Genomic DNA, 26,322 nt, shown 5'->3' with positions numbered 1-26,322 from the left:
AATGAAGATAGACTTTGCTAAAGAAGACCTCGCCAAGCTACAGGACTTCCTCTCCGTACCACGTCGTATCACACTCTTGGGGCACGTCTCACCGGATGGTGACGCTGTTGGCTCCACACTCGGCTTTGCCTCACTTCTTCGAACCTTAGGACACTCCGCCACGGTTGTCTACCCGACGGCTTACTCGGAAAGCTTTGCCTTCCTGCCCGGGGCTTCGGAGGCACTGATTGCTAAGGATAAGCCCGAGGAGGCTCTCCAGGCAATACGTGAGGCGGAGGGGCTCTTCTGCCTTGACTTCAATGAGACAAAGCGGGTCGAGCAACTGACCGCCCCGCTGGAGGAGTCAGAGGCGCTTAAGCTTCTGATCGATCACCATCCCTACCCCTCCGACTTTGCAGACCTCTCTTTCTCCTATCCCGACAGATCCTCCACCTGCCTGATTGTCTATGAGCTGATCCGTGCGATGGAATGGAGAGACCTGCTGTCCACGGAAGCAGCCACAGCTATATATACCGGTATGATGACTGATACGGGGAACTTTGCCTACAACTCTGAGGACCCCGAGATCTATCAGGTCATCTCAGAGCTGCTCGAGCTGGGGGTGCGAAAGGATGCCGTCTACGACGCTATCAATAGGAGCTTTACCATCGATAAGCTGCGCCTCACAGCGCACTTGATGGCTGACAAGATCACCTTTTTCCCTCAGTTCAAGACTGCCATCATCACCCTAAGTATGGCAGATAAGGGAAAGTACAATTACCAGACCGGTGACGTAGAGGGATTGGTGAATGATCCCCTCGCAGCTAAGGACATCGAATTCTCGATCCTGATCCATGAGATGCCGAAGTACACCAAGATCTCTATGCGAAGCAAGGGGAGCTTTGCCGTAAATGAATTTGCCACCAAGTTCTTCAACGGCGGTGGGCATACCAATGCGGCAGGAGCTGAAGTCTGCGACACCCTATCCAATACCTATAAGCTGGTCGAGACAGCAGTACGAGTACTCCATCCCTGATGATCCCTTCGCTCTTCCCCGGGGAGATATTGCCTGAGGGCGATCTCCCGATCATCGCTGGTCCCTGCAGTATCGAGTCTCAGGAGCAGATCTATGAGACCATGCGCCGACTCAAGGAGTGTGGGATCGGGGTGGTCCGTGCCGGCGCCTGGAAGCCCCGGACACGACCGGGTACCTTCGAGGGTGTCGGGGAGATCGGGCTACGCTGGATGCGCGAGGCTGCTGACGAGTTGGGGCTCAAAGTGGGGACTGAGGTTTGCCTACCGGAGCATGCTCGGATAGCACTCAGGTACAAGTGTGACTTCGTCTGGCTTGGTGCCCGCACTACAGGATCCCCTTTCGTAGTGGAGGAGATAGCAAAGGTCCTCGATGGTAGTGATCTGACCATACTGGTCAAGAATCCCATAGCGCCAGACTTCCATCTGTGGCAAGGGGCAGTCGAGCGACTACAGCGCCATCACCTGATAAGGATAGGACTGATCCTGAGAGGATTCACCACAGTGGCGGGTGGACTCCTCCGTAATGATCCCTTGTGGGAGGCGGTAGATGACTTTAAGTCTCACAATCCGGAGCTCCCGATCCTCTGTGACCCGAGTCACATCTCTGGAGACCGTCGTCTACTGAGAGAGATCGTTGAGGAGGCGCAGCGTAGAGACTACGATGGGCTCTTCATCGAGAGTCACTACCACCCGGAGACGGCCCTGACAGATGCAGCTCAGCAGATCATCCCTGAGGAGATAAGTACACTCCTCAAGGTGGAGTCTACCCATGGTGACTGCGCCCTCACTGCCTACAGGGAGCTGGTAGATAAGGTCGACAGTGACCTCATCCATCTCCTCTCTATGAGATCCGAATTGACCACTGAGATAGGTGCGTGGAAGGCAACTCATCACCTCACGCCCCTACAGTCAGCACGGCTTGAGAGTATGATCCATCACCACAGGCGTCAGGCAGAGCTCTACGGGATCTCGCCTGATCTGGTGGAGGATCTCTTCCGCATCATCCATGACTACTCACTCACCGATCAGATCAAGCGACTAAAGAATGAAAATCACTCAGACAAGGATTGATCTCACTAATCTCCTCTTCCGTGCCGGTCATGGTGTGGAAGAGAGGGAAAAAGTGGCAGGTAATACCTACAGCGTCTCCCTCTCTGTCTGGCCTACAGAGCACTCCGCCATGATGAGTGACAACGTGGGAGAGACGATCAGCTACGCTGATCTCTACGATCTGGTACGACGTGTGATGACTGAGGAGCGTCCCTCTGACCTCTTAGAGCATGTGGCCTATAGGATCCTGCAGGAGCTGGAGACAGCGTCACTCTCAATCAATCGGGCCTCCGTCTCGATCACCAAGGTCCAGCCCCCGATCAAGGGTTTCCGTGGGGATGGAGCGACCTTCTCTGCCGAAGCGACCTTCTGACGATGCCTCGCGTCTCCATTGTCATCCCGGTGTACAATACTTCTCGATTTCTCGAGGAGTGCATCAGGAGTGTCGTGCATCAGGACTTCACTGACTGGCACGCCATCATCGTCGACGATGGCTCCACCGATGGTAGCGGGACGGTCTGCGACCAATTCGCAGCGAACGATCCTCGGATAGAGGTGCTGCACCAGCTCAATCAGGGGCTGAGCGTTGCACGAAATAATGGTCTGGCAAGAGCTCAGGGGGAGTTTGTCCTCTTCTTAGACAGCGACGACTTCTGGCTACGGCAGGATACGCTCACCACGCTTCTTGACGCTATGGATAGCCATCCGAAGTGCGACTTTATCGGGTTCAATTGGGTCTACTATTTCTCAAAGGAAAGGCAGAGACGCTGGAGAGACTTCGGCAACTACGTCCCGGAGGTAGTCAGTGGCGAGGAGGCGCTGAGGAGCATCCTTCGGTCAGGAGACACCCCCATGAGTGCCTGCATCAAGATTCTCCGCCGAGACTTCCTCATCAAGAGTGAGCTATCCTTCATCCCGGGGATCACCTCAGAGGACATCCCGTGGTTTATGCGCCTTCTCTGTCATGCAGAGGGCAGTCTTTTCCTCCACGACTACCTCTATGGCTACCGGCAGGAGGTGGACGGCTCGATCACAAGGGAGTACTCCCCGAGACGCTTCCACGACCTAGTCTTCATCATCGAGGACGGGCTTCAGCTCGCTGACAGCCAACCTTCGCCTGGGATGAGAGAGGCACTCCTCTCCTTCTACGCTACAGAGTACTGCATCCTACTCAGCCATATGGATGTACTCACTAAGGACGAAAGGCAGAGCATAGAGCCCTGGATGCGGGAGCACCAGTACCTCCTAAGTTATGACCAAAGCCCAAAGGTGCGACTCGCTAACAGAGCTTGGCGACTCACCGGACTGAAGGGTCTCGAGCTGCTCCTTCGTCTCCGTAGTACACTGATCCGTCAGTAATAGCACATCACGAGATGATCCTGAAACACCTTTCGCTCACCAACTTCAAGAATATCGAGAGCTGCGACCTGACCTTCTCCGATAAGCTCAATTGCATCATCGGCAATAACGGCATGGGGAAAACAAACCTCATGGACAGCATCTACTACCTCTCCTTCACCAAGTCGCACCTCCATGTGCCTGACCAGATGGTGATCCGGAAGGGTGAGACCTATGCTATCCTCCAAGGAGGGTATCAGATGGGTGAGGACGAGGTGGCGATCAATATCGGTGTCACCACGGAGAAGCCCAAGGTGATCAAGCGGAATCGCAAGCGATACGACCGCATCACCGATCACATAGGGCAGCTACCGGTCGTGATGATCGCTCCCTCCGACATAGACCTGATACGAGGCGGCAGCGTGGAGCGGCGAAAGTTTATGAACCAGCTCATCTCGCAGGAGTCCAATCCCTACCTCACGTCAGTGATGCACTACGACAAGCTCCTCGGGCAACGTAATGCGCTCCTAAAGAATAAAGGCTTCCTCGACCTCCCTACCCTCAATATCCTAGACCACCAGATGGCTGGTGAGGCTGAGACAATCGTCAGACACAGAGCCGACTGGACTGAGCGGATGAAGCCTATCTTCCTCTCCTACTACAGCTACATCACGGAGTCAAGGGATATGGTGGACATCCGGTATCAGCCCTCACTCGCGACAGATCACCTTCCCTCTGCCGAGGACTTCATAGAGGCGTGGCAGGCGACCCGACAGGCGGATCTCTATATGGGCTATACCACTGTCGGTCCGCACAAGGACGACCTGGAGATGCTCCTGGAGGAGACGCTGATCCGGAAGATCGGCTCCCAGGGTCAGTGCAAGAGCTATATGATCGCGCTCAAGTTTGCACAGTTCAAGATCCTCTCCACACTCTACCCCAATAATAGTCCGATACTGCTACTGGACGATGTCTTTGACAAGCTTGACGAGGAGAGGGTCGACAGGATCGTCCACCTGGTGGCCGGGGAGGACTTTGGGCAGATCTTTATGACCGATACCAATAGGAAATACCTGGATCAGATCATCGCCCAGCTACCGGACACGGAGTATACCATTGTCCGGGTGGAGGACGGGGTCTCTATAGTACTCTAAGGGGGTTATGCGCATCTATAGGTCGGAGACACTGGGTAAGATACTGCAGGAAATGAGAGAGGGGAATAAGCCCTCCCTCTTCACCGACCTTGAGCGACACCGGGCATTCCTCGAGCAGTGGCAATCTCTGCCGGGGATCAGGCTGCGACGGATCCGACCTGTCTTTACCTTTGACGAGAGCAAGTCCACCTTAGTCATCCACTGCTCCTCCAGTGTAGCACTTAATCTCCTCCGCCGAGAGCGCCCCACCATCGAGCAGCACCTCAGGCCGCTGATGGATCGGTACAAGCTTGACACTCTCTCGATAGTACTCCAGGACAGCGGCCAACAGTAACGAGAGACAATCTATACAAATCTCTATTACTCAGACCATAGCTGATCACTGGGGTGGGACAAGCAAGGCTCAGGGAAGGATGGAGTAGCGCCCCATCCCTCTGGCGTAATTCTTTTACCGATATTAGTGACGACTAATACCGATAAAAGGATTCTCTAATACCGGTAAAAGGTTGCGTGCTGACTCTGATGCGATTGCCCAATAACGACTGACCCATGGGCGCTCTTTGTAGCGGAAATGAGCTACCTTTGCGACCAAATCAGCATATCGAATGACAGAGATCGCAAAGAAAAGACATCAGACAGCAGAGGGCTACACTGCCGCCCTTCTCTCAGCTTTTACATTCGGACTCATCCCTCTCTTCAGCGTCCCGCTCCTCGCAGATGGGATGCCCACCTCTACGGTCCTTATGTACCGCTTCCTCTTTGCCACCTTGGCGATGAGCATATACGTTTTGGTCCGTAAGTCCTCCCTCCGCATCACGAGGAAGCAGCTTGTCAGGCTCCTTTTCCTCAGTTTCCTTTACTTTGCCACGGCACACCTGCTCCTCACCGGATACGAGTATATCTCCTCCGGTATGGCCACGGTCCTCCACTTCACCTATCCTATATTCGTCGCCCTCCTTATGCTGCTGATCTTCCGTGTCCGGCTCAGCAAGAGAGGCATGATGGCGATCATGGCAGCTGTGGCCGGGGTCTCTCTCGTCAGTGGGGTCACCTCCTCAGAGCCCATCAATCCCGAGGGACCTGCTCTGGTAATCACAAGTGGATTCCTATACGCCGTCTACATCATCACGGTCAATAAGAGTGTGGCCCGGACGCTGAGCCACGAGGCGCTGACCTTCTACATCCTACTGATCACCACTGTCTTCCTATCCCTCTACTGCATTGCGGACGACAAGATGGTGCTACCTGCCTCGGCGATGGACTGGACCAACTTAGTGCTGCTGGGTGTCCTATCCACCACGATCTCCAATATCACGCTGGTCAAGGCAATAGATCTCATAGGTTCCACACCGACGGCAGTGATGGGTGCGCTGGAGCCTATGACGGCAGTCATGGTCGGGGTGATTGCCTTTGGCGAAGTGCTGACACCTATCCGTATCCTCGGGATACTGATGATCCTCGTGGCAGTGGTGCTCCTGACCACAGATAAGAGCAAGTAAAATAGTACCTTTGCCCGAAGCTGTCACCGAAGGGATGACTGGCTCACTATTAGGACTGCATGAAGGCTAACGGTCACCACTTTCTCTCCTATCCTTTCCGCACGTGGATCACACTGTCGATCCTCGTGGGGTTTCTCGTCACCGGGTGCGGTGTCCATCGGCGGAGCATCACCGCTGAGGAGGTGGCAAAGGTGGCAGCAGCAAGGGACTCCCTCCCGGCAAGGGAGGAGACCCCCACAGTAGCCACAGACTCCCTACCGACAGGCTCAGTAGAGACGGTAAAAGCACTGAGAGACAGCCTCGACCAAAGTATAGCAACATCCGACTCCCTCTCGAGGGAAGGGCGTAGAACGGAGCCCGGGGATAGCATCCCTGCGGATAGCCTTCGGAAGGACAGTATCGTGCCGGATAGTCTGTTGAGTGAGCTCAAGGCTCCGATGGACTTCACCTCCAATGACTCCATTGCGATCTACCCCAAGCGCAATATAGTGCGTATGTACGGTGAGGGGACAGTCAACTATGGAGACAATAAGATCACGGGAGACTTTATGGAGATGAAGACAGACTCGGGGACAATCTTCTCCACCTACATCGACTATCCCGACTCCCTCAAGAAAGAGCGTCACTACGCCAAGATCACCACAGGTCAGGACGAGTACGAGGCGAAGTCAATGCGCTACAATGTCAAGACTCAGCGTGGCTACATCACTGACGTGATCACGAAGCAAGGCGAGGGCTATGTCGTGGCGCAGAAGACCAAGCGTATGGAGAACTCTGACCTCTATATGAAGGACGGCAAATACTCCACCTGTGAGAACCACGAGCATCCCCACTACTACATCGCCATGACGGAGGCTAAGGTCCGCCCCGCCAAGGATCTGGTCTCCGGACCGGTCTATCTCGTAGTGGCTGACGTGCCACTGCCGATAGGCTTGCCCTTCGCATTCTTCCCCTTCACTACGAAGCGATCATCCGGACTCCTGATGCCGACCTACGGAGAGGAGGGAGACAGAGGATTTTACCTCCGCAATGGGGGCTACTACCTGGCACTCAATGATCATGTAGACCTCGAGGTGACCGGAGATCTCTATACCAAGGGCTCCTGGGGGCTCACAGGACGCTCTACCTATCGTCGGCGCTACCGGCACAGCGGGTCCGTCAACGCCTCCTACCTCAAGACGAAGCGCGGAGACCGCATCGCCGGCGATTACTCCGAGAGTACCGACTTCCGCATCGCCTGGTCCCACCAGCAAGATCCTAAGGCTGATCCCTACAGGACCTTCTCTGCCAACGTTAATTTCTCCACCTCTTCCTACAACCACAACGACCTCAACGCGCTCTATAATCAGGCGATGATGGGTCAGAATACCAAGAGCTCCTCGATCAGCTTCTCGAGACGTTTCCCCAATAGCCCCTGGTCCATCACCGGATCGGTGGACATCACACAGCGCTCCCAGGATAGTACGGTAGCTGTGACGCTACCCAACCTCTCTTGGTCGGCAAGCAGGATCTTCCCCTTTAAGCGGAAAAAAGCTGTCGGTAAGGAGCGTTGGTACGAGAAGATCTCTCTCTCCTACTCCGGTCAGTTGCGAAACTCAATCACCACGAAGGAGAATCAACTCTTCAGGACCAATCTCATCAAGGACTGGCGCAATGGCGTCAGCCACTCCATCCCTGTGAGTGCCTCTTTCGACCTCCTTAATTACTTTAAGGTAACCCCCTCGGTAAGCTACAACGAGCGATGGTACAGCTCCCGGGTGACTCGCGCCTACGATCCCGAGAAGAACGATATCATCCCCGTGGACACCACCTATGGCTTCAATCGAGTGTACGACTTCCGTGCCTCGCTCGCCCTCTCGACGACCATCTACGGATTCTTTAAGCCCATGTCATGGGTCCCTTGGGCCGGAAAAAATGTGGAGATGATTCGCCACCGTATGGAGCCCTCGATCTCACTCAATTACCAGCCTGACTTCGCCGACCCAAGGTTTGGCTACTGGGAGCATCTGCAATACATCAGTAGGGACGGACGTCAACTGGATAGGTGGTACAGTCCCTACGATGGGCAGCTATTTGGTGTCCCCGGCAGAGGCAAAAGCGGTAGCGTCAGCCTCTCCGTAAGCAATAATGTCGAGGCAAAGTTGGCTGCGAAGAGCGATAGTGTCAAGGCGCGAAAGATCAGTCTGATAGACAATCTCTCCTTCTCCACCTCCTACAACTTTGCCGCCGACTCCTTCCGATGGAGTGACTTCCAAGCCAATATAGCCCTCCGTTTTACCAAGGACTTTACGCTGAGGCTGGGTGGCTCCTTTGACCCCTACATCTGGGACTACTACGAGTATGACGGAAAGATAGTACCCTACCGTGTCGACAAGCTACGCATCACCGCTGGGAAGGGGATCGGCTGGTTTAGAGGCACCTCGACAAGCTTCTCCTACAACCTTAACCCGAAGACCCTCAGTGAGCTGCTTGCCAAGGTGGGGCTGAGGCGCAAGGACGAGAAGGATGAGGGTGATGACACAGCCAATCCTCCCGGCACCGAGCAGCGACCACGCGGAGGATCAGGCAACTCTCCGGATGGCGGTGGCGGAGGCTCCCTCTTCTCCTCCGGACAGAGCGATCTCGAGTACGATCCATACGGGTACAGCAAGAATGTGATTGACTGGAATCTGGGCTTTAACTATAGCCTTACTATGGGCCAGGGTCCTTTTGATCCGAGAATTCGGGAGTTTACCTACAAGTTCTCTCAAGATCTAAGCTTCAATGGAAATCTTAGCGTGACGAAGAATTGGCACTTCAATTTCTCCGCTAACTATAATTTCCAGCTCAATAAGATCACTAATATGTCGTGCAACTTGCAGCGCGATCTCCACTGCTGGTCAATGCGCGCCAGCTTCATCCCTGTGGGGCCCTACAAGTCATACAACTTCTCCATTGCCGTTGATGCCTCTCTCCTCCAGGACCTGAAGTATCAGGAGAGCAGCCATCCCCAGCGGACCAATCCCTGGTACTACTGACCCATGAGGCAGGATAGCCTGCACTGAATTACCAAGGAGGTTCGTCAAGACTTGATGAACGACCTTGGTATTTTTCGCATCAGGAGGGGACAAATAGTAATACTGAGCTGTACCTTTTTCCACGCTCTAAGTCGGTAAATGTGTACCTTTACGTCCGAGATTTTCGTATGATAGATCGCAATACCATTGACCGCATCATGGACCGCGCCGACATCGTCGACGTGGTGGGGGACTTCGTGGCACTGAAGAAGCATGGCAAGGACTACATCGGCTTGTGCCCTTTCCACGACGACTCAAGACCCTCCTTTAACGTCTCCACGAGCAAAAACATCTGTAAGTGCTTTGCCTGTGGCGTGGGAGGAACACCTGTCTCATTCTTAGAGAAATACCTGCACCTTACCTTCCCCGATGCCATCAAGTATCTTGGGAAGAAGTATGGCATCCCTGTCGTCGAGACACAACTCTCTGCCGAAGAGCAGGAGGCGCGCACGGAGCGGGACAGGCTGCTATCTGCCAATGCCTTTGCGAGAGATGCCTTCACCAACGAACTCCATAATGGCAACGAGGGTCGACTCGTCGGGCTGAAGTACTTCCGCGACCGAGAGCTGAGTGATGAGACCATCAAGCAATTTGAGCTCGGATACTCACCGAGAGATCGTCACTTCCTCTACTCTCTTGCGAAAGAGAGGGGAATTTCGCTCGATGCCTTAGAGCAAGTCGGGCTACTCTTCCAGACCGATGACGGACAGTACATCGACCGATACCGCGACCGCGTCATCTACCCCATCCACTCGATTAGCGGCTCGATCGTAGGCTTTGGGGGCAGGATCTTGGTCAAGAAGGAGAATACGGGGAAGTACATCAATTCGCCCGCCTCCTCGATCTACGACAAGAGCCGTGAGCTCTATGGGCTCTACTTTGCCAAGCAGGCGATCGCCAAGAAGGACAAGTGCATCGTCGTGGAGGGCTATATGGATGTGCTGTCGATGCATCAGCGAGGGATAACCAATGTGGTCGCTAGCTCCGGGACCGCTCTCACGACGCAGCAAGTGCAGAAGATCAAGCGCTTTACCTCCAATCTCACCTTTATCTTCGACTCCGATGCCGCTGGCATCAAGGCGGCCATGAGGGGACTGGACGTGGGGCTGGAGCGCGGGATGAGTCTCCATACGGTGCTGCTACCCGAGGGCGAGGATCCGGACTCCTTCGCTAAGACCCATACAGCAGAGGAAATCGAGCTGTACATCAGAGAGTATGAGGAGGATAGCCTGCGCTTCAACGCCCGAGTCCTCTCGGAGCAAAATGGGACTGATACCCCACAAGGTATAGCGGATACCGTAGCGGTCATTGCTGAGTCAATGGCACATATCCAGGATAAGCTCATACTAGATATCTACGTCAAGGATATGGCGCCTCGCCTGGGTGTTGAGCCGAAGCACCTGCTGGAGCGGATCCAAAAGCTGCAGCAGCAACAGAGGAATACCATCCGACGGGAGTGGCAAAACACACAGCACCGTCAGGAGCAACAGAAGCGAGAAGAGGACGAGGCAGGTGCTTCCACCGCTTTCGGTTCCTCAGAGTCCAAGGGTCAATCGACCCCACCTGACGAGAGGCTCAATCCCTTTGAGATCACGCTGCTGGGCGAGATTATGAAGAATGGGCTTATGGAGATACCCGACTACGAGATAGAGCCCGGGAGACATGGCTGTAGCCTGATCCAGGTGGTACAGAAGGAAACGAAGGACCTGAGGGAGAATGGCACCCTGACCACACACTTCTGCACCATACTCGATGAGGTGGAGCGACTATATGAGGAGGAGCCCAATCCCGACATTACCAAGTACCTCTCCTGGCACGAGGATCCGGTGATCCTGCACACGGTGGCAGATATGCTGATGAATGAGGAGGAGCTGAGTGAGATGCACTCCACCTACGTCAGCGAGGCCTCCACACCGACAGAGGTGGTCAGCCGGGTCATGAGGACAATCCTGAGCTACAAGTACGACTTTGTCCTCAGGCAGATCTCGGACCTGCTGCAGCAACTCCAGTCTATCCCAACAGATCATCAGGAGAGTGGTGATGAGCTGGATGAGAAGTCAAGGGAGCTGCTCTCTGAGCTGGCGAACCTAAACCAGATGAAAGTAGATATGAGTCGGATGCTGGGGGATCGCATACTTACTCCGACCCTTAAGTTACAACCACGACAACATTAGAAATAACGCATATATAGATGGAAAACTACTTACTTGAGGCGAGAGATATCGTCAAGGATTTCTCCGCACATCGAGCTCTCGATCACGCAAGTCTGAGGGTCGAGCGTGGTAAGATCCATGGTCTCCTTGGACCTAACGGCGCTGGGAAGACTACCCTTATCCGCGTCCTTACCCGCCTCACCGTGCCGGACGAAGGGGAGATCACCTTTGCAGGACATCCCTTCACCAGCAAAGACCTGAGGCATATCGGTTATCTTCCGGAGGAGCGCGGTCTTTACCCCAAGATGAAGGTGGGCAAGCAGGCTCTCTACTTTGCTCAGCTCAAGGGACTGGAGCGTAAGGAGGCCGAGAGGAGACTGCGCGAGTGGTTTGAGCGACTGGACATCATCGACTGGTGGGACAAGAAAGTGGGAGAGTTGAGTAAGGGAATGGCTCAAAAGGTGCAATTTATCTGCACCATTATCCACCAGCCGGACCTGCTGATATTTGACGAGCCGTTTAGCGGATTTGACCCGATCAATGCGGAGATCCTGAAGCGGGAGATGCTTCGCTTGAGAGATGAGGGTCACTCTATCATCTTCTCCACCCACGATATGTACAGCGTGGAGGAGCTGTGCGACAACATCACACTCATCAACCACTCTCACGTGGTCCTCGATGGAGACATCCATGAGGTGCGTAACGACTATAGGGGAAATCTCTATCGGATCGTCTACGACTCCGAGATTGAGCTCCCCGAGGAGGTAAAGGAGAAATTTGTCTTCCGCACCGATGAGACCAACCTGTATGGTCAGCACACACTGGTGCTTGAGAATACCCCGGGGATGAGCTCACGAGAGCTACTGGCGACCTTTGGACCCATTGGGGAGGTAGTGAGCTACGAGGAGATCATCCCGAGTATGAATGATATATTCATTGATGTGGTCAAGAAGAGCGGTGCCCCGACAGAGCTGCAGAGTATTACGGACAAGCAAAGAGAGATCGAAGAGAGCCATGAATAATTTCCTCATCGTACTCCAGAAGGAGTATATGACCATCGTAGGGAAGAAGTCATTCATCATCATGACCTTCCTCACCCCAGTCCTGATGATACTCCTAGGAGCTGTGCCGGCACTACTCGGAGTCTTCGCAAAGGATACCAGCGACAAGGAGGTGATCATCGTGGACCAGACCGGCAAATACTATGATGCCATTAAGGATGGCGAAGCGGAGGGCTTCCACTTTATGGATGGCTCTGCCGACATCTCGGAGTACAAGAGTCAGGCACTCTCCTCTGACAGCCTCTACGCTGTCGTGGTCATCACGAAGGATTTGCTCGAGGACCCTCGAGCCATCACGATCTACTCCACCGCTACGATCCCTCCGGCACTGCAGGATAATCTATCCAAGACGCTCTCAAGAGAATTGCAGCAGGAGAAGATCGCATCCTACCAGATCCCGGAGCTGGACAAGATCATAGCTGACTCCAAGGTCTCAGTCAATATATCGACCGTACAGTGGAGTGCTGACGGGGAGGAGGTGGCAGCCTCAGCTACGGTGGGGATGATCACAGGTCAGATATTCAATTTCGCCCTCTACTTCTTTGTCATCATGTATGGATCGATGGTGATGGAGAGTGTGCGGGTAGAGAAGAAGAATAGGATCATGGAGATCCTTGCCACAAGCGTCAAACCCACCACCCTACTCTGGGCGAAAATCGTGGGTATCGGGCTCGTCGGTATCACTCAGCTGCTCATGTGGGGACTCTTCTTCGTCATCGTCTTCGTAGCTCTGCAGTCACTGCTGCTAAGCTCGGTTACCTTTGATATGAACCAATTCAAGGACGCTGTCATGGCTGCACAGGATGGAGGCTACGATGCGGAGCTGGCTGGGAGTCTGGAGGCACTCGCGAATATCGATTACGGGCAGATCATCATCTGCTTCCTCTGCTACTTCATCACCTCCTACGTGTCCTTCGCTGCGCTCTACGCAGCCTCAGGCGCGGTCACAGATGCTGAGGAGGGAGTCAATCAGATCACCCTTCCGATCACCATCCTTCTTGTCTTCGGATTTATCTTCGGCTTCTACTCGGCAGAGAATCCAAATACCAACATCTCCCTCATCACCTCCTTCATCCCCTTTATGGCACCCAATGTCATGATGGTACGATTGCCCTTCAATCCACCTGCTTGGCAGGTATGGCTATCGATATCAATTATGATCGCCTTTACTTGTTTCTTCGTGTGGTTTGCGGCCAAGATCTTCCGCGTAGGGATGCTGATGTACGGCAAGAAACCAACTATGAAAGAGCTTTGGCGCTGGATCAAGTATGAGTGATAACTCTCGCGTTAACCTGCGTTAACTATTGATACTCTTTTTCTTTAGGTAGCTAACAACCAAACGCTTACCATCGTAATGGAAATGTAACGCCCTACATTAGAGAGTACTACGCCTAAGAGGTTGAGACCTATAAGGATCGGAATAAACAAGAGAAAAGTGCTTTTTTTGTTTCAGTAGGTTTCATAACCTTTGCATTGCAAGGCATCCAAATAAGGCCTTCTCTCCATTGGAGCCAATGGGAGGAGTCCTTATTTTTAGCCCCGGATCTATCTAATCTCCCGGACAGAGTTGCATCAAGGTCGGAGAAATTTTAGAGTATCATGATTAGCAGTACACTTATCAATGCTTGGGATCACTTCCTAAGTAATGTCAGGACCAGTCTTCACTCACCTCAGGACTACCACATGTGGTTTGAGCCAATCAAGCCGATTAAGTGGGAGGACGGGGTGCTGACGGTACGTGTACCCTCTCGTGACTACTACTCACGGATCGAGTCTCAGTACCTCGAGGTACTCAAGGAGTCCCTCGGGATCGCCTTTGGTGACAATGTGAAGCTCAATTATCAGATCCCTGACGAGACCCTTCGACGGACACTGGAGAGTATGCCTCGGCAGAGCCTGAGAGGGACAGACATCACTACGATCCAAGACATCGAGCCATCGACCGATCTGTCTCAGGCTGCTCCTGATGCTCAGAGTGCACCCTTCCAGACGCACTTGGACATCAGGATGAAGTTTGACAACTTCTATGAGAGTCTCTGCAATCGGCTCGCCTACACGGCTGCTAGGTCGATCATCAAGAAGCCTGGAAATAATGCCTTCAACCCCCTTTTTATCCATGGCGCATCCGGTGTCGGCAAGACGCACATTATGCACGCCATAGGTAATCAGCTGGTGGCGGATAATCCCTCCATGAGAGTGATCTACATACCGGCTCAGACGTTTATGCGTCAGTATGTCTATGCGACGATAAAGGCAAAGCAGCCGGAGCTCTTCTTTGACTACTACCACAATATTGATGTGCTACTGATGGACGATATCCAGGAGATCGCCAGCGCTAGCAGCACACAGAATGCCTTTTTCCAGATCTTCAATAACCTAAAGCTTCTCGGCAAGCAGATCATCATCACCTGCGATCGTCCGCCAGTGGAGCTCAAGGGATTTGAGGACCGACTCTACACCAGACTAAAGTGGGGGCTTACCGTGGAGATAGAGCGCCCTGACGTGCGGCTAAGGAGGATGATCCTGCAGTCTAAGGTCAAGGAAGCGGGTGTCACTCTGTCCAATGATGTCTTTGACTTCATCGTGGAGCACGCTAAGGACAATGTGCGAGACATTGAGGGCTCGCTGACATCGCTTATGGCGTACTCGCTCTATAATGATGTACCCCTTGACATCCACTTGGCCCATCGCGTTATGTCGCAGACAGTGGGCATACAGGAGCACAAGGCAGATCTCAGCGAGATCATCGACACCACCTGCCAATTCTATGGAGTCTCCCAGGAGGACATTGAGAGCAAGCGTCGCAAGCGTGCGATTGCCCTCGCTAGACAGACAGTCATGTATCTCTGCAAGGAGTACACCGAGACCCCACTTAAGGTAATCGGCCAGACTTTAGGCAATAGGCATCACTCCACCGTGATCTATGGCTACAATACCATACGAGATCTTATGCAGAGTGACCAGAAAGTGGCAAAGGATGTGAAGGAGCTCGCTACGATGCTAGGCTTCTAAAAACTCAAAGAGGATCTTGCAGATATCGCATAATTATCCTACCTTTGCAGAGCAATGAACCCAAGAGGGGATTGCTAAAGGCGGAAATAGCTCAGTTGGTAGAGCGCAACCTTGCCAAGGTTGAGGTCGCGAGTTCGAGCCTCGTTTTCCGCTCAGGTTTTGAGGAGAGTAAGAGCATATCTTACCCTCCTCTTTTCTTTTGCTCTAACGTAAGTATTGTGAGTCGAATGTAGTATTTCCGTAGGAAGTGAGACCTATTTATTTTGTGCCTCTTACGAGCAGATGGGCAAAGTAGCCGGCCTCCTCTACCGGGGCAATGCGGAAAGGCTGATCACCTCTGTGACGACAGAGTACAAGCTTCACCTGATCGGACTCATCCACCAATACCGGACAGGTCGGTCGATAGGACGATGGGATACCACACTCCTTGAGAAACTGAAAGACAGACTTATGCCCCCTGCTCATACCCGGCAACACAAAAGTATCAGAAGGACGAGCAGTACGAATGTAATCACCCTCCTCAAGTGGCTGGACAAATGCAATCCTAAGGATCTGAGACCAGACCATCTCTGCCCTAGCCTGCTCTGCAGAGACTGTAGGGAGTATCACCCTGTAGAGCCTCTTCCTAAAGAGCTCGTACCGATCACCTGACACAGTCTCAAATAGCGCCCCACCCTCTGTCGTAGGCGAGAGGATATCGTTCACCTGAGTTGCGGTGAGATCCATATCGCTCATAATCCGGTAGAGTGCAAAGGGATCTCCACTTAAGTCCAGGCACCCACAGTCCTCATCCCAGAGGGCCACCTTAGCTTGCGCCACCTGTCGATCCAGATACTCTTGCTCCTCTCGGAGATGAGACATAGTTTGGATGACACCGGAGGTAAAGGAAGGGTTTATCTCTTGAAATAATGGTATCAGCTTATGCCGAATGAGATTTCTCGTGATAGAGTGGTCCTCATTGGAGGAGTCCTCCACATGGGGCAACTGTTGCTCTGAGAGATAGTGAAGTATCTCGTCGTGCGTTACAGACAGCAGCGGACGCCAGATCCCAGTCCGTTTATCCAGAGTCCGCATCCCGCAGAGACCTCTTCCACCGGTACCTCTCGCAAGGTTAAGAAGGAGCGTTTCCACCTGATCTCCAGCGTGATGAGCCACAGCGATGGCAGCAGCCTCGTAGCTGTCCACGAGGTCGCTAAACCAGGCGTACCTCAGTTCCCGAGCAGCCATCTCCATAGAGAGTCTCTGCTCACGAGCGTATCCGATGGTATCAAATGATCGGACCACGAGCTTGGCCTTAGGATAGCGCTCGCGGCATAGCTCTCGCACAAAGGCCTCGTCTCTATCACTCTCGCCCCCCCGTAGGTGGAAATTGACATGCGCAGCCACAGCTACGTAGCCAGCCTTGTAGAGCAAATCCATCAGGCAGACCGAGTCCGCCCCTCCACTCAGGCCGACAATGATTGTCGACCCTATAGGAAACGTATGGCCTATGAGACTTAGCGACATAACATAGCAGAGAGTGCCTCAGGGCTCGAAAGCTCTGAAGCACTCCTAAGACATCAGTGGGTCACCCTATTACTGCAGATCAATCTCACGCGCTGACTCCTCCGCCAGCTCAGGATCGACCAAGACACGACCGCAATACTCACAGGCAGTGATCTTCTTACGAGACTGGATATCAATGATCCTCTGTGGGGGGATCTTATTGAAGCAGCCCTTGCAGGCACCTCGATCGATCGTCACGACAGCCAGACCATTGCGGTAAGAGTCACGGGTCCTATGGAATGCACGGAGCAAGCGTTCATCGATCTTAGCCTCCAGCTCCTTAGTCTCATCGTGTAGCTTATCCTCCTGCTCCTTAGTCTCAGAGATGATGGTGTCGAGCTCGGTCCTCTTGAGCTCCAGATCCTTCTCTCGATCCTGAGTCTCTTGGCTCAGCTCTTGCATGGCCTCCTCCAGCCGGGCGATGCGCTCCTTGGCGAGGCGAGTATCCTTCTCAAACCCTTGGATCTCGAGATTCTGATACTCTATCTCCTTGACCAAGAGGTCATACTCTCTATTATTGCTGATATTATGAAGCTGCTCATTGTACTTCTTGATCAGTTCATTGGAGTTAGTCGTACTCTCCTTATACTCACCGATCAAGCGATTGAGTTCGGCGATCTCATCCTGATCCTTCTGGTAGCGAGTATGGCGTCCCTCGATCTCGTCCTCAAGGTCACGTACCTCCTCAGGCAGCTCACCACGGATGATACGGATGCGATCGATCTCACTGGTAACCAGCTGCAGCTTATACAGCGCCTTGAGCTTTTCCTGTACGGAGAGCTCCTCTAGATCTTTTGAATTATTTTTTACCATTACTTCTCTCGAGATAATTTACCGGATTTGCACTATTTACAGAGTAGTGGAGTGCAAATGTACCTATTTTCTCTGACAAGATCTCTCCTAATATATTCTGTGTCATCAACTCTGACTCGTAGTGACCATAGGTCGCTAAGACGGTATAGTCGGTAGCGTCATAGAAGTCGTTGTACTTAGCCTCTCCAGTTAAAAAAAGCTCAGCACCCATCCTGCCTGCCTTCTGATAAAGGAAGGCGCCGGAGCCACTGCAAAAAGCTATCCTCCGCACAGCTCTGCCATCGTATCTACTATGACAGACCTGCTCCACCGGCTGAAAAGCCGACATCTTATCAATGATCTCCTCCAGTGTCATCGGCTGAGGGAGATCCCCGATTATGCCTGAGCCAAGCTCTGACGAGCGGTAGCTGACCGGTAACACATCGATCGCTGGCTCCTCGTAAGGATGGGCTTTCCTCAGGGCAGATAGCACGGGTCCCAGCCGACCCTTATCGACCAAAACAGAGATGCAGCTCTCCGGCTCCACATGACTACGGCAGGGAGTCCCACAGTGCGGATGGGCCTCTGCAGAAGGGGTAAAGCGTCCTTCACCTTCGACAGAAAAGCTACACCCACTATACTCACCCTGCCTACCTGCTCCCGCCTCTGAGAGAGCAGCTCTTATGACATCTGCATACTGACGAGGGGCGTAGGTGACCACCTTGCAGTAGAAGTCCGGCTTAGGATCTAAGACCATCACCTCACGGAGACTCATCTTGGATGCCCAGTAGGCATTGGGTCCCAGTGGGCTATTGTCTAAGCAGGTATGAGAGCTATAGATGACGAGATCGTGCTTGAGAGCAAAAGCGACGCACCGCTCTATATATGTCTCGGTCGTGATGCGCCTTAGGCTGTGGAAGAGCAACGGATGATGGGTAAAGACCGCATTGCACCCCAGCTCAACTGCCTCACGCAGCACCTCTTCCGTAATATCTATCGCCAGCAATACTCCCCTACACTCCTGATCAGGATCACCCAGCTGGAGTCCGGAGTTATCGTATGACTCCTGCAGGCTCACTGGCACTTGCCTCTCAAGATAAGAGATCAATTCGGATACTTTCATATGGACAGTGGATCAATGAATGTTTCGCTCATTAAGGGCTGTGGCATAGGCCCTCGCATTTCGCATATGCTCAGTGTAAGAGGCTGCGAAATTGTGATACCCGCTAAAGTCTTCCTTGGCACACATATAGATGTAGTCGTGCTTGGCGGGAGAGAGTACCGCATCGATGGCATCTGCCGATGGGATGCGGATAGGACCAGGCGGGAGTCCCTTGTACAAGTAGGTATTGTAGGGCGACTCAACCTCCAGATGCTTATGTAGCACTCGCCTGATCGACCGATCCCCGATCGCAAAGAGCACCGTGGGGTCAGACTGCAGAGGGATCCCTCGCTTAAGCCTATTGAGGTAGAGCCCCGCTATGACTGGGTACTCATCTCTCTTAGCACTCTCTTCATTGATGATCGACGCCAGCGTAGTCACCTCCACAGGCGTCATCTCGAGCGCCGAAGCCTTGGCGAGGCGCTCCTCGCTCCAGAAGGCCTTGCTCTCTCGAGCCAGTCGACGGACGATGGACCTTGCCGATTCCGTCCAGTAGACTTCGTAGGTATTGGGGATAAGGTGAAAGGCGAGTGTAGAGTCCTGGATATCCAAGGAGTCCAGTAGAGCCCTATCGGTCATCGCTGACGCTATATCAGTGCTGTCACACATCAGCTGATCCGACAGACGTCTCCACAGCTGCCCCACCTCGCGAGTGGTGGTAAACGTGATCCTAACCGGTGCTTGAAGCCCCCTCGCCACCATCCGGTATAGCCCAAGGGTCGTCTCGTTAGGCCGTACCCGGTAATGACCAGCGCGAGGCTTATCCCCGAGAAAACCGATAAGGGCAAGATCTCTCTCATGCCTCACGGACGTGGTCTCCCCGAGCTTGCTTGCGACCGTCCCCCAATCATCGCCGGGATAGACGTAAAGCGAAATAGGAGCATCCCCATCCACATTGTAAGAGGCCTTCCCGGTGATACGATAGTAGCACCAAGAGAGAGCAACTAAGATGCAGATGATCAGGATGGTGATCCACATCCACACCCGCTTAGAGACCTTACTTTGATTCATTTCGGAAAAGAAATCTATAGGGAATACCCCTTTTTATCGTACCTTTGCACGCAAAGATAAGCAAAATAGGCCCTGTAGTTCAACGGATAGAACGGAAGTTTCCTAAACTTTAAATGGGAGTTCGATTCTCCCCGGGGTCACTCAGCTGACGCTACTTGAGTTGCAATGGGCGGGTGACGAGGTAGCAAGCATTCATCTTACAGACATACATTCCTCTGATTCTGAGTTTCAGAATCAGAGGAATGCTTGTATAGTCACCTCCATTATTGCTTAATCTTCTGTCAAAATGATAGCCCACAAGCATATCCGACAGAGTGCAACCCCCAGTATTATTTGGACGCACTAAAGCCCGCTCATACAGGCGTAACCTTGTATGAGCGGGCTTCGGTAGTGGAGATGGAGGGATTCGAACCCTCGTCCAAACATGGAACCAAACTGCTTTCTACACGTTTAGCTCTGATCGGATTTTCGACGCGGGAGGAAGGACAGAGCAACCGACTCCAACGCTTAGTCTCTTAAATGTCGTTGTCGATGAGAGACGCACCGACAACCCTTCCCGATACTTCAGCACCACCTGATCAAGCCACCTCGGGATCACGGGCCTTGGGTGATGTCTCGCCGCGAGCAATTGCTCAAGCGAAAAGGCAGTAAACCCTAAGGCTTACGCTGCGAGAGCGTAGTTATTTTCGCCAGTTAAAAAGTTTGCTACCCGAGTTAGAGTGCCGGATAACCTACACTACGTGCTTACACAGGTCGACTCTACATGCTGTCAAATCCTGTCATCCCCTCTGGAATATATGTTTACAAAGGTACGACATCTGCTCTAATCCTGCAAGGTATCGTCCTGTAGTCTTAGTTATTCTAATATTTATAGGTAATTTTGCTACTGAACCGTTATTAATGAGGGTATCGGTCCTAAATACGATAGAGCTCACCCTCAATTGACAGAACGTATGTTACAAGATAAGATCAAGCAGCTGAGGGAGGAGATCCAAGCCCTGCCTCAGCCTACAACGGAGGAAGAGTACGAGTCCCTCCGACTCAAGTATATCAGCCGTAAGGGAGCCCTCAATGAGGTGATCTCAGACTTTAAGTCCGTACCCAAGGAGGACAAGCGTGAGATCGGCATCCTGATTAATGAGCTGAAGCAGGTCACGGAGGAGAAGTTTCAGACCTTCCGGGCATCTCTCGATCAGGCGAGCGAGTCGTCCAGACTCTTAGACCTCGACCTATCGCGCTCAGCTGCCCAGATACCCACAGGAGGTCGCCACCCGCTCAATCTCGTTCGCGATGAGATCATCCGGATCTTCGGTCACCTCGGATTCAGTATCGCTGTAGGGCCCGAGGTGGAGGACGACTGGCACGTCTTTGAGGCACTCAATTTCCCTCCCGATCACCCGGCACGTGACATGCAGGACACATTCTTTGTCAGCCACGACCCACAGGTCCTACTCAGGACCCATACATCGTCCGTACAGACACGGGTAATGGGTGAGCAGGAGCCACCTATCCGCATCATCTGCCCGGGCAGAGTGTACCGCAACGAGGCGGTATCAGCGCGTGCGCACTGCTTTTTCCACCAAGTGGAGGCGCTCTATATTGATGAGCACGTGACCTTTACTGACCTGCGTAAGGTTCTTCTCCATTTCGCCCACGAGATGTTTGGACCCGAGACGCAGATCCGCTTGAGACCCTCCTACTTCCCCTTCACGGAGCCGAGTGCGGAGATGGATATATCGTGCAACCTCTGTGGGGGCAAGGGTTGCTCCTTCTGCAAGCACACCGGCTGGGTAGAGATCCTCGGATGCGGTATGGTCCACCCCAATGTCCTCGAAGCCTGTGGGATAGACTCACATCGCTACACCGGCTTTGCCCTCGGGATGGGCATTGAGCGGATCACCAACCTGAAGTACACCGTCGACGACCTGAGACTCTTCTCTGAGAACGACCTGCGATTCCTCAGTCAATTCCAGAGCGAGAAGTGATGACGATCAAGGAGCGAGTAGACGGGGTGATTGAGCGATTTGAGACAGCCAATCCTCACCCACAGACGGCACTGCACTACGGCACACCATACCAGTTTTTGGTCGCCGTGTTGCTCTCTGCACAGTGTACCGACGAGCGGATCAATATGGTCACACCCGCTCTCTTTGCCGCCTACCCTACGCCCCTTGAGATGTCCCGAGCATCAGAGGAGGAGATCCTAAGCTATATCCGGAGCGTCACCTACCCCAATAGCAAGGCACGCTACCTCAAGCAGTCCGCAGAGTCGATCGTGCAGGAATATAGTGGTGAAGTGCCCGAGACGCTGAGGGAGCTGATGAGTCTCCAAGGGGTCGGGCGGAAGACTGCCAATGTCTACCTCTCCGTAATCATCGGAGAGCCAAGGATTGGCGTTGACACCCACGTCTATCGTGTCTCCAGACGCATTGGGCTGGTCCCACAGACAGCCAATAACGTACTCAAGGTGGAGGAGTCGCTTATGCGTCGCATCCCGAGGGAGTACTGGAATCGCATCCACCACTGGCTCATCCTCCACGGGCGACAGATCTGCTTTGCGCGCAGCCCTCACTGCCCGACCTGCCCTATCTCTGACTACTGCCGACACTACGCACGCCATTATGGTAGCGATGGTGTAGAGAAAAAATAGATCGTCATCCCATATCACACTTCTCCTCATGACACCCGACACACCTATTATCCCTTTCCTACCCGTCTTGGACGCCTTAGACCTCACCTCCAACGAAGTGCTTATGGAGGAGAAAGCTCTTAGACTGCCCATTATGACCAATAACTGGCCTGCACAGTACGGGTATATGCCCTTGACCTGCGTCGATCTCGCCTACACCGACACTGGGCTTTACCTAAGGTTTTACAGCCGAGGGCGTGGGCTGAAGGCAACCATCTCAGAGGACGGAGGCCGTGTCCACTTGGACAGTTGCGTGGAGGCTTTCCTTCGGATGCCGGGTGAGGATCGGTACTACAATTTCGAGTTCAATTGCATCGGGACTTGCGATGCCTCACATCGTCTCAGTCGGGAGGAGAGTGAGCCACTGACCCCCGAGGATTACTTGGAGATCAGGCGAGCTGCCAGCGAGCGTAGGGACACAGTCTTTGAGCAGAGACAGGGGATCCAGAGCTTCTGGGTCTCTGCCAAGATCAGCTGGCGCATCCTCGGGCTCATCCGAAGCTCACAGATACCCGATCACTTAGAGGGGAATTTCTACAAGTGTGGGGATGAGACGGTGATCCCCCACTACGCATCGTGGCAGCCTATCCACAGTGCTGAGCCGGACTTCCACAGACCGGAGTCCTTTGCCCGCCTCGACTTGGCACCACGCGACTGAGAAGCAAATAGATACAAAAAAGGTCTCCATCGGATGTCCGGTGGAGACCTTTTCTGTACCTAATCTGGTACCCTTGCGGAAGCGACGAGATTCGAACTCGTGAAACGATTACTCGTTTGGCAGTTTAGCAAACTGCTGGTTTCAGCCACTCACCCACACTTCCGGGTTCGTAAGTCGAAGTTTGAAATCAATAAAGAGGAAACCTCCTCCTCTGACCTAACTGAGTGCAAAGATAGGGAAAATACCCTTCAGTGGCAAGAGCCACCCTAGCATATCGTCAAGAATAAGGCAAATTGGATCGTGCATAGTAAAGGCTGACTCTTGCTATACATCGTCTCGTAATATCAATGTGTCATGGCACCCAATCTGCAGTAGAAACAGAGCCGGGATGAAGCCATGCACTAATACCGATATTAGAGATAATCCAGAGCAAGCGAATATGAGAGTAAGTTTGCATTCATTTTTTCTCAGGGGTTAATGCTTGGTTTATAGCGTAATGCAAATCACTGGATGAGTGAATGCGGATTTTGGGGTAAACAGGTATTGGATAAAACGGAAAGTCTTCTTACCTTTGCATTCACAAAACGGAAAGGACAGGGTCGGAAGGCAGGCCCGTCGGTCTGACGAAAGCCGATAGTGCTACACTCGCCCAAGTGGCGGAATTGGTAGACGCGCTAGTTTCAGGTACTAGTGATAGCAATGTCGTGCAGGTTCGATTCCTGTCTTGGGCACCAAGTTCGGTGTCAGACCATAATGCGCAGGTGGCGGAATTGGTAGACGCGCTACTTTGAGGGGGTAGTCCACGTATGTGGGTGAGAGTTCGACTCTCTTCCTGCGCACTCTTTTGTTAAAGACAGTTTAGTTAAGAGAAAGGCATATCTTACTCGGAAGAGTAGGATATGCCTTTCTCTTATATATGGTCTTATCCAATAGTTCCTGTTCGCAGAGTCACGATAAAACATAGTGACTGCGTGAGATGGCAAAAAGCAGCCGGGAAGGTACTCAAAGAGGGAAAATATGGTTATATTTGAGCCGCTAACAAGCTAATCTTACACCACTATTCCTTATCAATCTAATGGATAGCAACAATATGTTTGAGGAGGCGCTCTGCCCTGGTGGAGAGCTGCCCGTATACCCGAAGTTTGAGTCCGGGATCCGCCGTGCACCCGATAGAGGCTGCCGACTGACAAAGCATCAGAAAGAAGTGGCTCTCCGGAATGCCCTCCGTTACATCCCAAAGAAGTTCCATAAGGAGCTCGCTCCTGAGTTCCTCAAGGAGCTGGAGGAGAGAGGTCGCATCTACGGATATCGCTTCCGCCCGACCGGTAACCTCTCTGCCAAGGCGATCGACGACTACGAGGGTAAGTGTCTTGCCGGCAAGGGACTTCAGGTGATGATCGACAATAACCTCTGCTTCGACATCGCTCTCTACCCTTATGAGTTGGTTACCTACGGTGAGATGGGTCAGGTCTTCCAAAATTGGATGCAGTACCGCATCGTCATGCACTATCTCCAGCACCTGACTAAGCGCCAGACCCTCGTGCTTCACAGTGGTCACCCGCTGGGAGTCTTTGAGAGCCGTGAGGACGCTCCCCGCGTCATCGAGACCAGCTCTATGATGATCGGCGAGTACAATAACCAGGACGACTGGGAGGTAGCTGCCGAAATGGGTGTCGCCAACTATGGTCAGATGACTGCCGGAGGCTGGATGTACATCGGTCCGCAGGGGATCGTCCACGGCACTTTCAATACCCTGCTCAATGCCGGTCGTCTGAAGCTCGGCATCCCGGAGGAGGGTAACCTCGCCGGACGCCTCTTCGTCTCCTCGGGTCTTGGCGGTATGAGTGGTGCTCAGCCCAAGGCGGCTGACATCGCCGGTGCCGTCTCCATCGTAGCGGAGGTAGATGCCTCTCGTATCGGTCAGCGCCTAGAGCAGGGCTGGGTACAGATGGTTGCGGAGACCAAGGAGGAGGCCTTTGAGATGGCGGCTGAGGGTATGAAGAGCAAGAAGCCCACCTCCATCGCCTACCACGGCAACATCGTCGACCTGCTGGAGTATGCGGTCGTGAAGAATATCCATATCGACCTCCTCTCCGACCAGACCAGCTGCCACGCTGTCTATATCGGTGGCTACTGTCCGGTGACACTTGACTTCGATAAGCGTACCGAGATGCTCGAGAAGGATCGGGAGGAATTCAAGCGCGCTGTCGACCTCACACTGAAGCGTCACTTCGAGGCGATCAAGACGCTCGTATCAAGAGGTACCTACTTCTTTGACTACGGCAACTCCTTTATGAAGGCGGTCTTTGACGCCGGTGTCAAGGAGATCTCCAAGAATGGAGTAGACGACAAGGAAGGCTTTATCTGGCCATCCTACGTGGAGGACATTATGGGCCCGTTGCTCTTCGACTTTGGCTACGGTCCATTCCGCTGGGTCTGCCTGAGTGGCAAGCCGGAGGATCTGAGAGCAACTGACCATGCAGCTATGGAGTGCATTGACCCCAACAGACGCTATCAGGATATGGACAACTATGTCTGGATCCGTGATGCGGAGAAGAATGGACTTGTAGTCGGTACACAGGCACGTATCCTCTACCAGGACTGCGAAGGTCGGGTGCGGATCGCTCTGAAATTCAATGAAATGGTTCGTGAGGGTAAGATCGGGCCCGTCATGCTGGGTCGTGACCACCACGATGTGAGCGGTACTGACTCACCCTTCCGCGAAACCTCCAATATCTACGATGGAAGCAACGTCATGGCTGATATGGCTGTCAATTGCTTTGCCGGAAACTGCGCTCGTGGTATGAGTATGGTAACTCTCCACAATGGTGGAGGCGTCGGCATCGGTAAGTCAGTCAATGGTGGCTTCAGCCTCCTCCTCGATGGCTCCGAGCAGACCGATCAGATCATCAAGTCTGCGATGACCTGGGATGTGATCAATGGTGTAGCTCGTCGCTCGTGGGCACGTAATGACAATGCCATGAGCACAGCGAAGGAGTTCAATGAGTCCCACTCCGACTACTACCACATCACGATGCCCGAGCTGGTGGATGATCAGCTCATCAATGACCTGATTAAGTGAGGGTCCACCTTTTACAAAGAAACAATTAAGAACAAGCTATATACTT

Annotated in this window: 20 protein-coding genes, 5 tRNA genes and 1 other RNA gene; 20 read left to right on the top strand and 6 right to left on the bottom strand. The window is 53.1% G+C overall.

All coding sequences use genetic code 11. The features are described from left to right. The first annotated feature begins 1 nt into the window (after position 1). The 13 genes from QZR17_RS00785 (at position 2) to QZR17_RS00725 (ending at position 15,490) form a co-directional block, all read left to right on the top strand. Positions 2–1,015, top strand: a complete 1,014-nt coding sequence (locus QZR17_RS00785; RefSeq protein ID WP_297126443.1) for a DHH family phosphoesterase — start codon at positions 2–4, stop codon at positions 1,013–1,015. Next, positions 1,015–2,085 (top strand): bifunctional 3-deoxy-7-phosphoheptulonate synthase/chorismate mutase type II, encoded by a 1,071-nt coding sequence (locus QZR17_RS00780; protein ID WP_297126440.1) that lies wholly within the window; start codon positions 1,015–1,017, stop codon positions 2,083–2,085. The genes QZR17_RS00785 and QZR17_RS00780 overlap by 1 nt, the downstream gene beginning before the upstream one ends. After that, positions 2,060–2,437 (top strand): dihydroneopterin aldolase, encoded by a 378-nt coding sequence (gene folB, locus QZR17_RS00775; protein ID WP_297126437.1) that lies wholly within the window; start codon positions 2,060–2,062, stop codon positions 2,435–2,437. The genes QZR17_RS00780 and folB overlap by 26 nt, the downstream gene beginning before the upstream one ends. Positions 2,438–2,439: 2 nt before the next feature. Next, positions 2,440–3,423, top strand: a complete 984-nt coding sequence (locus QZR17_RS00770) for a glycosyltransferase (RefSeq protein ID WP_297126434.1) — start codon at positions 2,440–2,442, stop codon at positions 3,421–3,423. Positions 3,424–3,437: 14 nt separating this feature from the next. After that, positions 3,438–4,556 (top strand): DNA replication/repair protein RecF, encoded by a 1,119-nt coding sequence (locus QZR17_RS00765; protein ID WP_297126431.1) that lies wholly within the window; start codon positions 3,438–3,440, stop codon positions 4,554–4,556. Positions 4,557–4,563: 7 nt separating this feature from the next. Further along, the gene (locus QZR17_RS00760) at positions 4,564–4,890 is read left to right on the top strand and encodes a DciA family protein (protein ID WP_297126429.1); all 327 of its coding nucleotides are present in this window, start codon (positions 4,564–4,566) and stop codon (positions 4,888–4,890) included. A gap of 271 nt (positions 4,891–5,161) precedes the next feature. Then, positions 5,162–6,055, top strand: coding sequence for an EamA family transporter (locus QZR17_RS00755; protein ID WP_297126426.1), 894 nt, complete (start codon positions 5,162–5,164; stop codon positions 6,053–6,055). A 59-nt stretch (positions 6,056–6,114) separates the two neighbouring features. Continuing rightward, positions 6,115–9,072 (top strand): putative LPS assembly protein LptD, encoded by a 2,958-nt coding sequence (locus QZR17_RS00750; protein WP_297126423.1) that lies wholly within the window; start codon positions 6,115–6,117, stop codon positions 9,070–9,072. Positions 9,073–9,239: 167 nt separating this feature from the next. Further along, positions 9,240–11,285, top strand: a complete 2,046-nt coding sequence (dnaG, locus tag QZR17_RS00745; protein ID WP_297126420.1) for a DNA primase — start codon at positions 9,240–9,242, stop codon at positions 11,283–11,285. 17 nt (positions 11,286–11,302) lie between these two features. Continuing rightward, positions 11,303–12,286: an ATP-binding cassette domain-containing protein gene (locus tag QZR17_RS00740; RefSeq protein ID WP_297126417.1), complete on the top strand. Its 984-nt coding sequence runs from the start codon at positions 11,303–11,305 to the stop codon at positions 12,284–12,286. Beyond that, entirely contained in the window at positions 12,279–13,601 is a 1,323-nt protein-coding gene (locus QZR17_RS00735; protein ID WP_297126415.1) for an ABC transporter permease, read from the top strand. The genes QZR17_RS00740 and QZR17_RS00735 overlap by 8 nt, the downstream gene beginning before the upstream one ends. Before the next feature lie 323 nt (positions 13,602–13,924). Further along, positions 13,925–15,337, top strand: a complete 1,413-nt coding sequence (gene dnaA, locus QZR17_RS00730) for a chromosomal replication initiator protein DnaA (RefSeq protein ID WP_297126412.1) — start codon at positions 13,925–13,927, stop codon at positions 15,335–15,337. An 80-nt stretch (positions 15,338–15,417) separates the two neighbouring features. Further along, positions 15,418–15,490: transfer RNA gene (locus QZR17_RS00725), tRNA-Gly, on the top strand. 105 nt (positions 15,491–15,595) lie between these two features. Here QZR17_RS00725 and tilS read toward each other — a convergent pair. The 4 genes from tilS to mltG form a co-directional block, all read right to left on the bottom strand. Further along, a complete protein-coding gene (gene tilS, locus QZR17_RS00720; RefSeq protein WP_297126410.1) occupies positions 15,596–16,843 on the bottom strand; it encodes a tRNA lysidine(34) synthetase TilS in 1,248 nt (415 codons plus the stop codon). 69 nt (positions 16,844–16,912) lie between these two features. After that, positions 16,913–17,695, bottom strand: a complete 783-nt coding sequence (locus QZR17_RS00715; RefSeq protein WP_297126407.1) for a C4-type zinc ribbon domain-containing protein — start codon at positions 17,693–17,695, stop codon at positions 16,913–16,915. Next, a complete protein-coding gene (locus QZR17_RS00710; RefSeq protein ID WP_297126404.1) occupies positions 17,682–18,797 on the bottom strand; it encodes a Nif3-like dinuclear metal center hexameric protein in 1,116 nt (371 codons plus the stop codon). Before QZR17_RS00710 ends, QZR17_RS00715 begins: the two co-directional genes overlap by 14 nt. 12 nt (positions 18,798–18,809) lie before the next feature. After that, the gene (gene mltG / locus QZR17_RS00705) at positions 18,810–19,847 is read right to left on the bottom strand and encodes an endolytic transglycosylase MltG (protein ID WP_297126401.1); all 1,038 of its coding nucleotides are present in this window, start codon (positions 19,845–19,847) and stop codon (positions 18,810–18,812) included. Between the two features lie 68 nt (positions 19,848–19,915). On the opposite strand from mltG, the gene QZR17_RS00700 reads away from it, so the two are divergent. Then, a tRNA-Arg gene (locus QZR17_RS00700) sits at positions 19,916–19,987 on the top strand. Positions 19,988–20,235: 248 nt separating this feature from the next. Here the strand turns inward: QZR17_RS00700 and ssrA are convergent. Beyond that, positions 20,236–20,634, bottom strand: a transfer-messenger RNA (tmRNA) gene (ssrA, locus tag QZR17_RS00695). A 166-nt stretch (positions 20,635–20,800) separates the two neighbouring features. Here ssrA and pheS point away from each other — a divergent pair. Genes pheS through QZR17_RS00680 form a run of 3 tightly spaced genes read left to right on the top strand, consistent with a single transcriptional unit; the run spans position 20,801 to position 23,194 of the window. Further along, positions 20,801–21,832 (top strand): phenylalanine--tRNA ligase subunit alpha, encoded by a 1,032-nt coding sequence (pheS, locus tag QZR17_RS00690; protein WP_297126398.1) that lies wholly within the window; start codon positions 20,801–20,803, stop codon positions 21,830–21,832. After that, positions 21,832–22,497: an endonuclease III gene (gene nth / locus QZR17_RS00685; protein WP_296163587.1), complete on the top strand. Its 666-nt coding sequence runs from the start codon at positions 21,832–21,834 to the stop codon at positions 22,495–22,497. Before pheS ends, nth begins: the two co-directional genes overlap by 1 nt. A gap of 28 nt (positions 22,498–22,525) precedes the next feature. Next, positions 22,526–23,194: a carbohydrate-binding family 9-like protein gene (locus QZR17_RS00680; protein WP_296163591.1), complete on the top strand. Its 669-nt coding sequence runs from the start codon at positions 22,526–22,528 to the stop codon at positions 23,192–23,194. A 76-nt stretch (positions 23,195–23,270) separates the two neighbouring features. On the opposite strand, the gene QZR17_RS00675 is transcribed toward QZR17_RS00680, so the two are convergent. Next, positions 23,271–23,357: transfer RNA gene (locus tag QZR17_RS00675), tRNA-Ser, on the bottom strand. Between the two features lie 484 nt (positions 23,358–23,841). On the opposite strand from QZR17_RS00675, the gene QZR17_RS00670 reads away from it, so the two are divergent. From QZR17_RS00670 to QZR17_RS00660, 3 genes are all read left to right on the top strand, one after another. Beyond that, positions 23,842–23,928: transfer RNA gene (locus tag QZR17_RS00670), tRNA-Leu, on the top strand. A gap of 21 nt (positions 23,929–23,949) precedes the next feature. Beyond that, positions 23,950–24,033: transfer RNA gene (locus QZR17_RS00665), tRNA-Leu, on the top strand. A 236-nt stretch (positions 24,034–24,269) separates the two neighbouring features. Further along, entirely contained in the window at positions 24,270–26,276 is a 2,007-nt protein-coding gene (locus QZR17_RS00660; protein WP_297126394.1) for a urocanate hydratase, read from the top strand. Positions 26,277–26,322 lie beyond the last annotated feature (46 nt).

The organism is uncultured Porphyromonas sp. (assembly GCF_900541275.1).
Taxonomy (GTDB): domain Bacteria; phylum Bacteroidota; class Bacteroidia; order Bacteroidales; family Porphyromonadaceae; genus Porphyromonas_A.
Note: the sequence above shows the minus strand (reverse complement) of the source record. Positions and strands in the feature narration are given on the sequence as shown.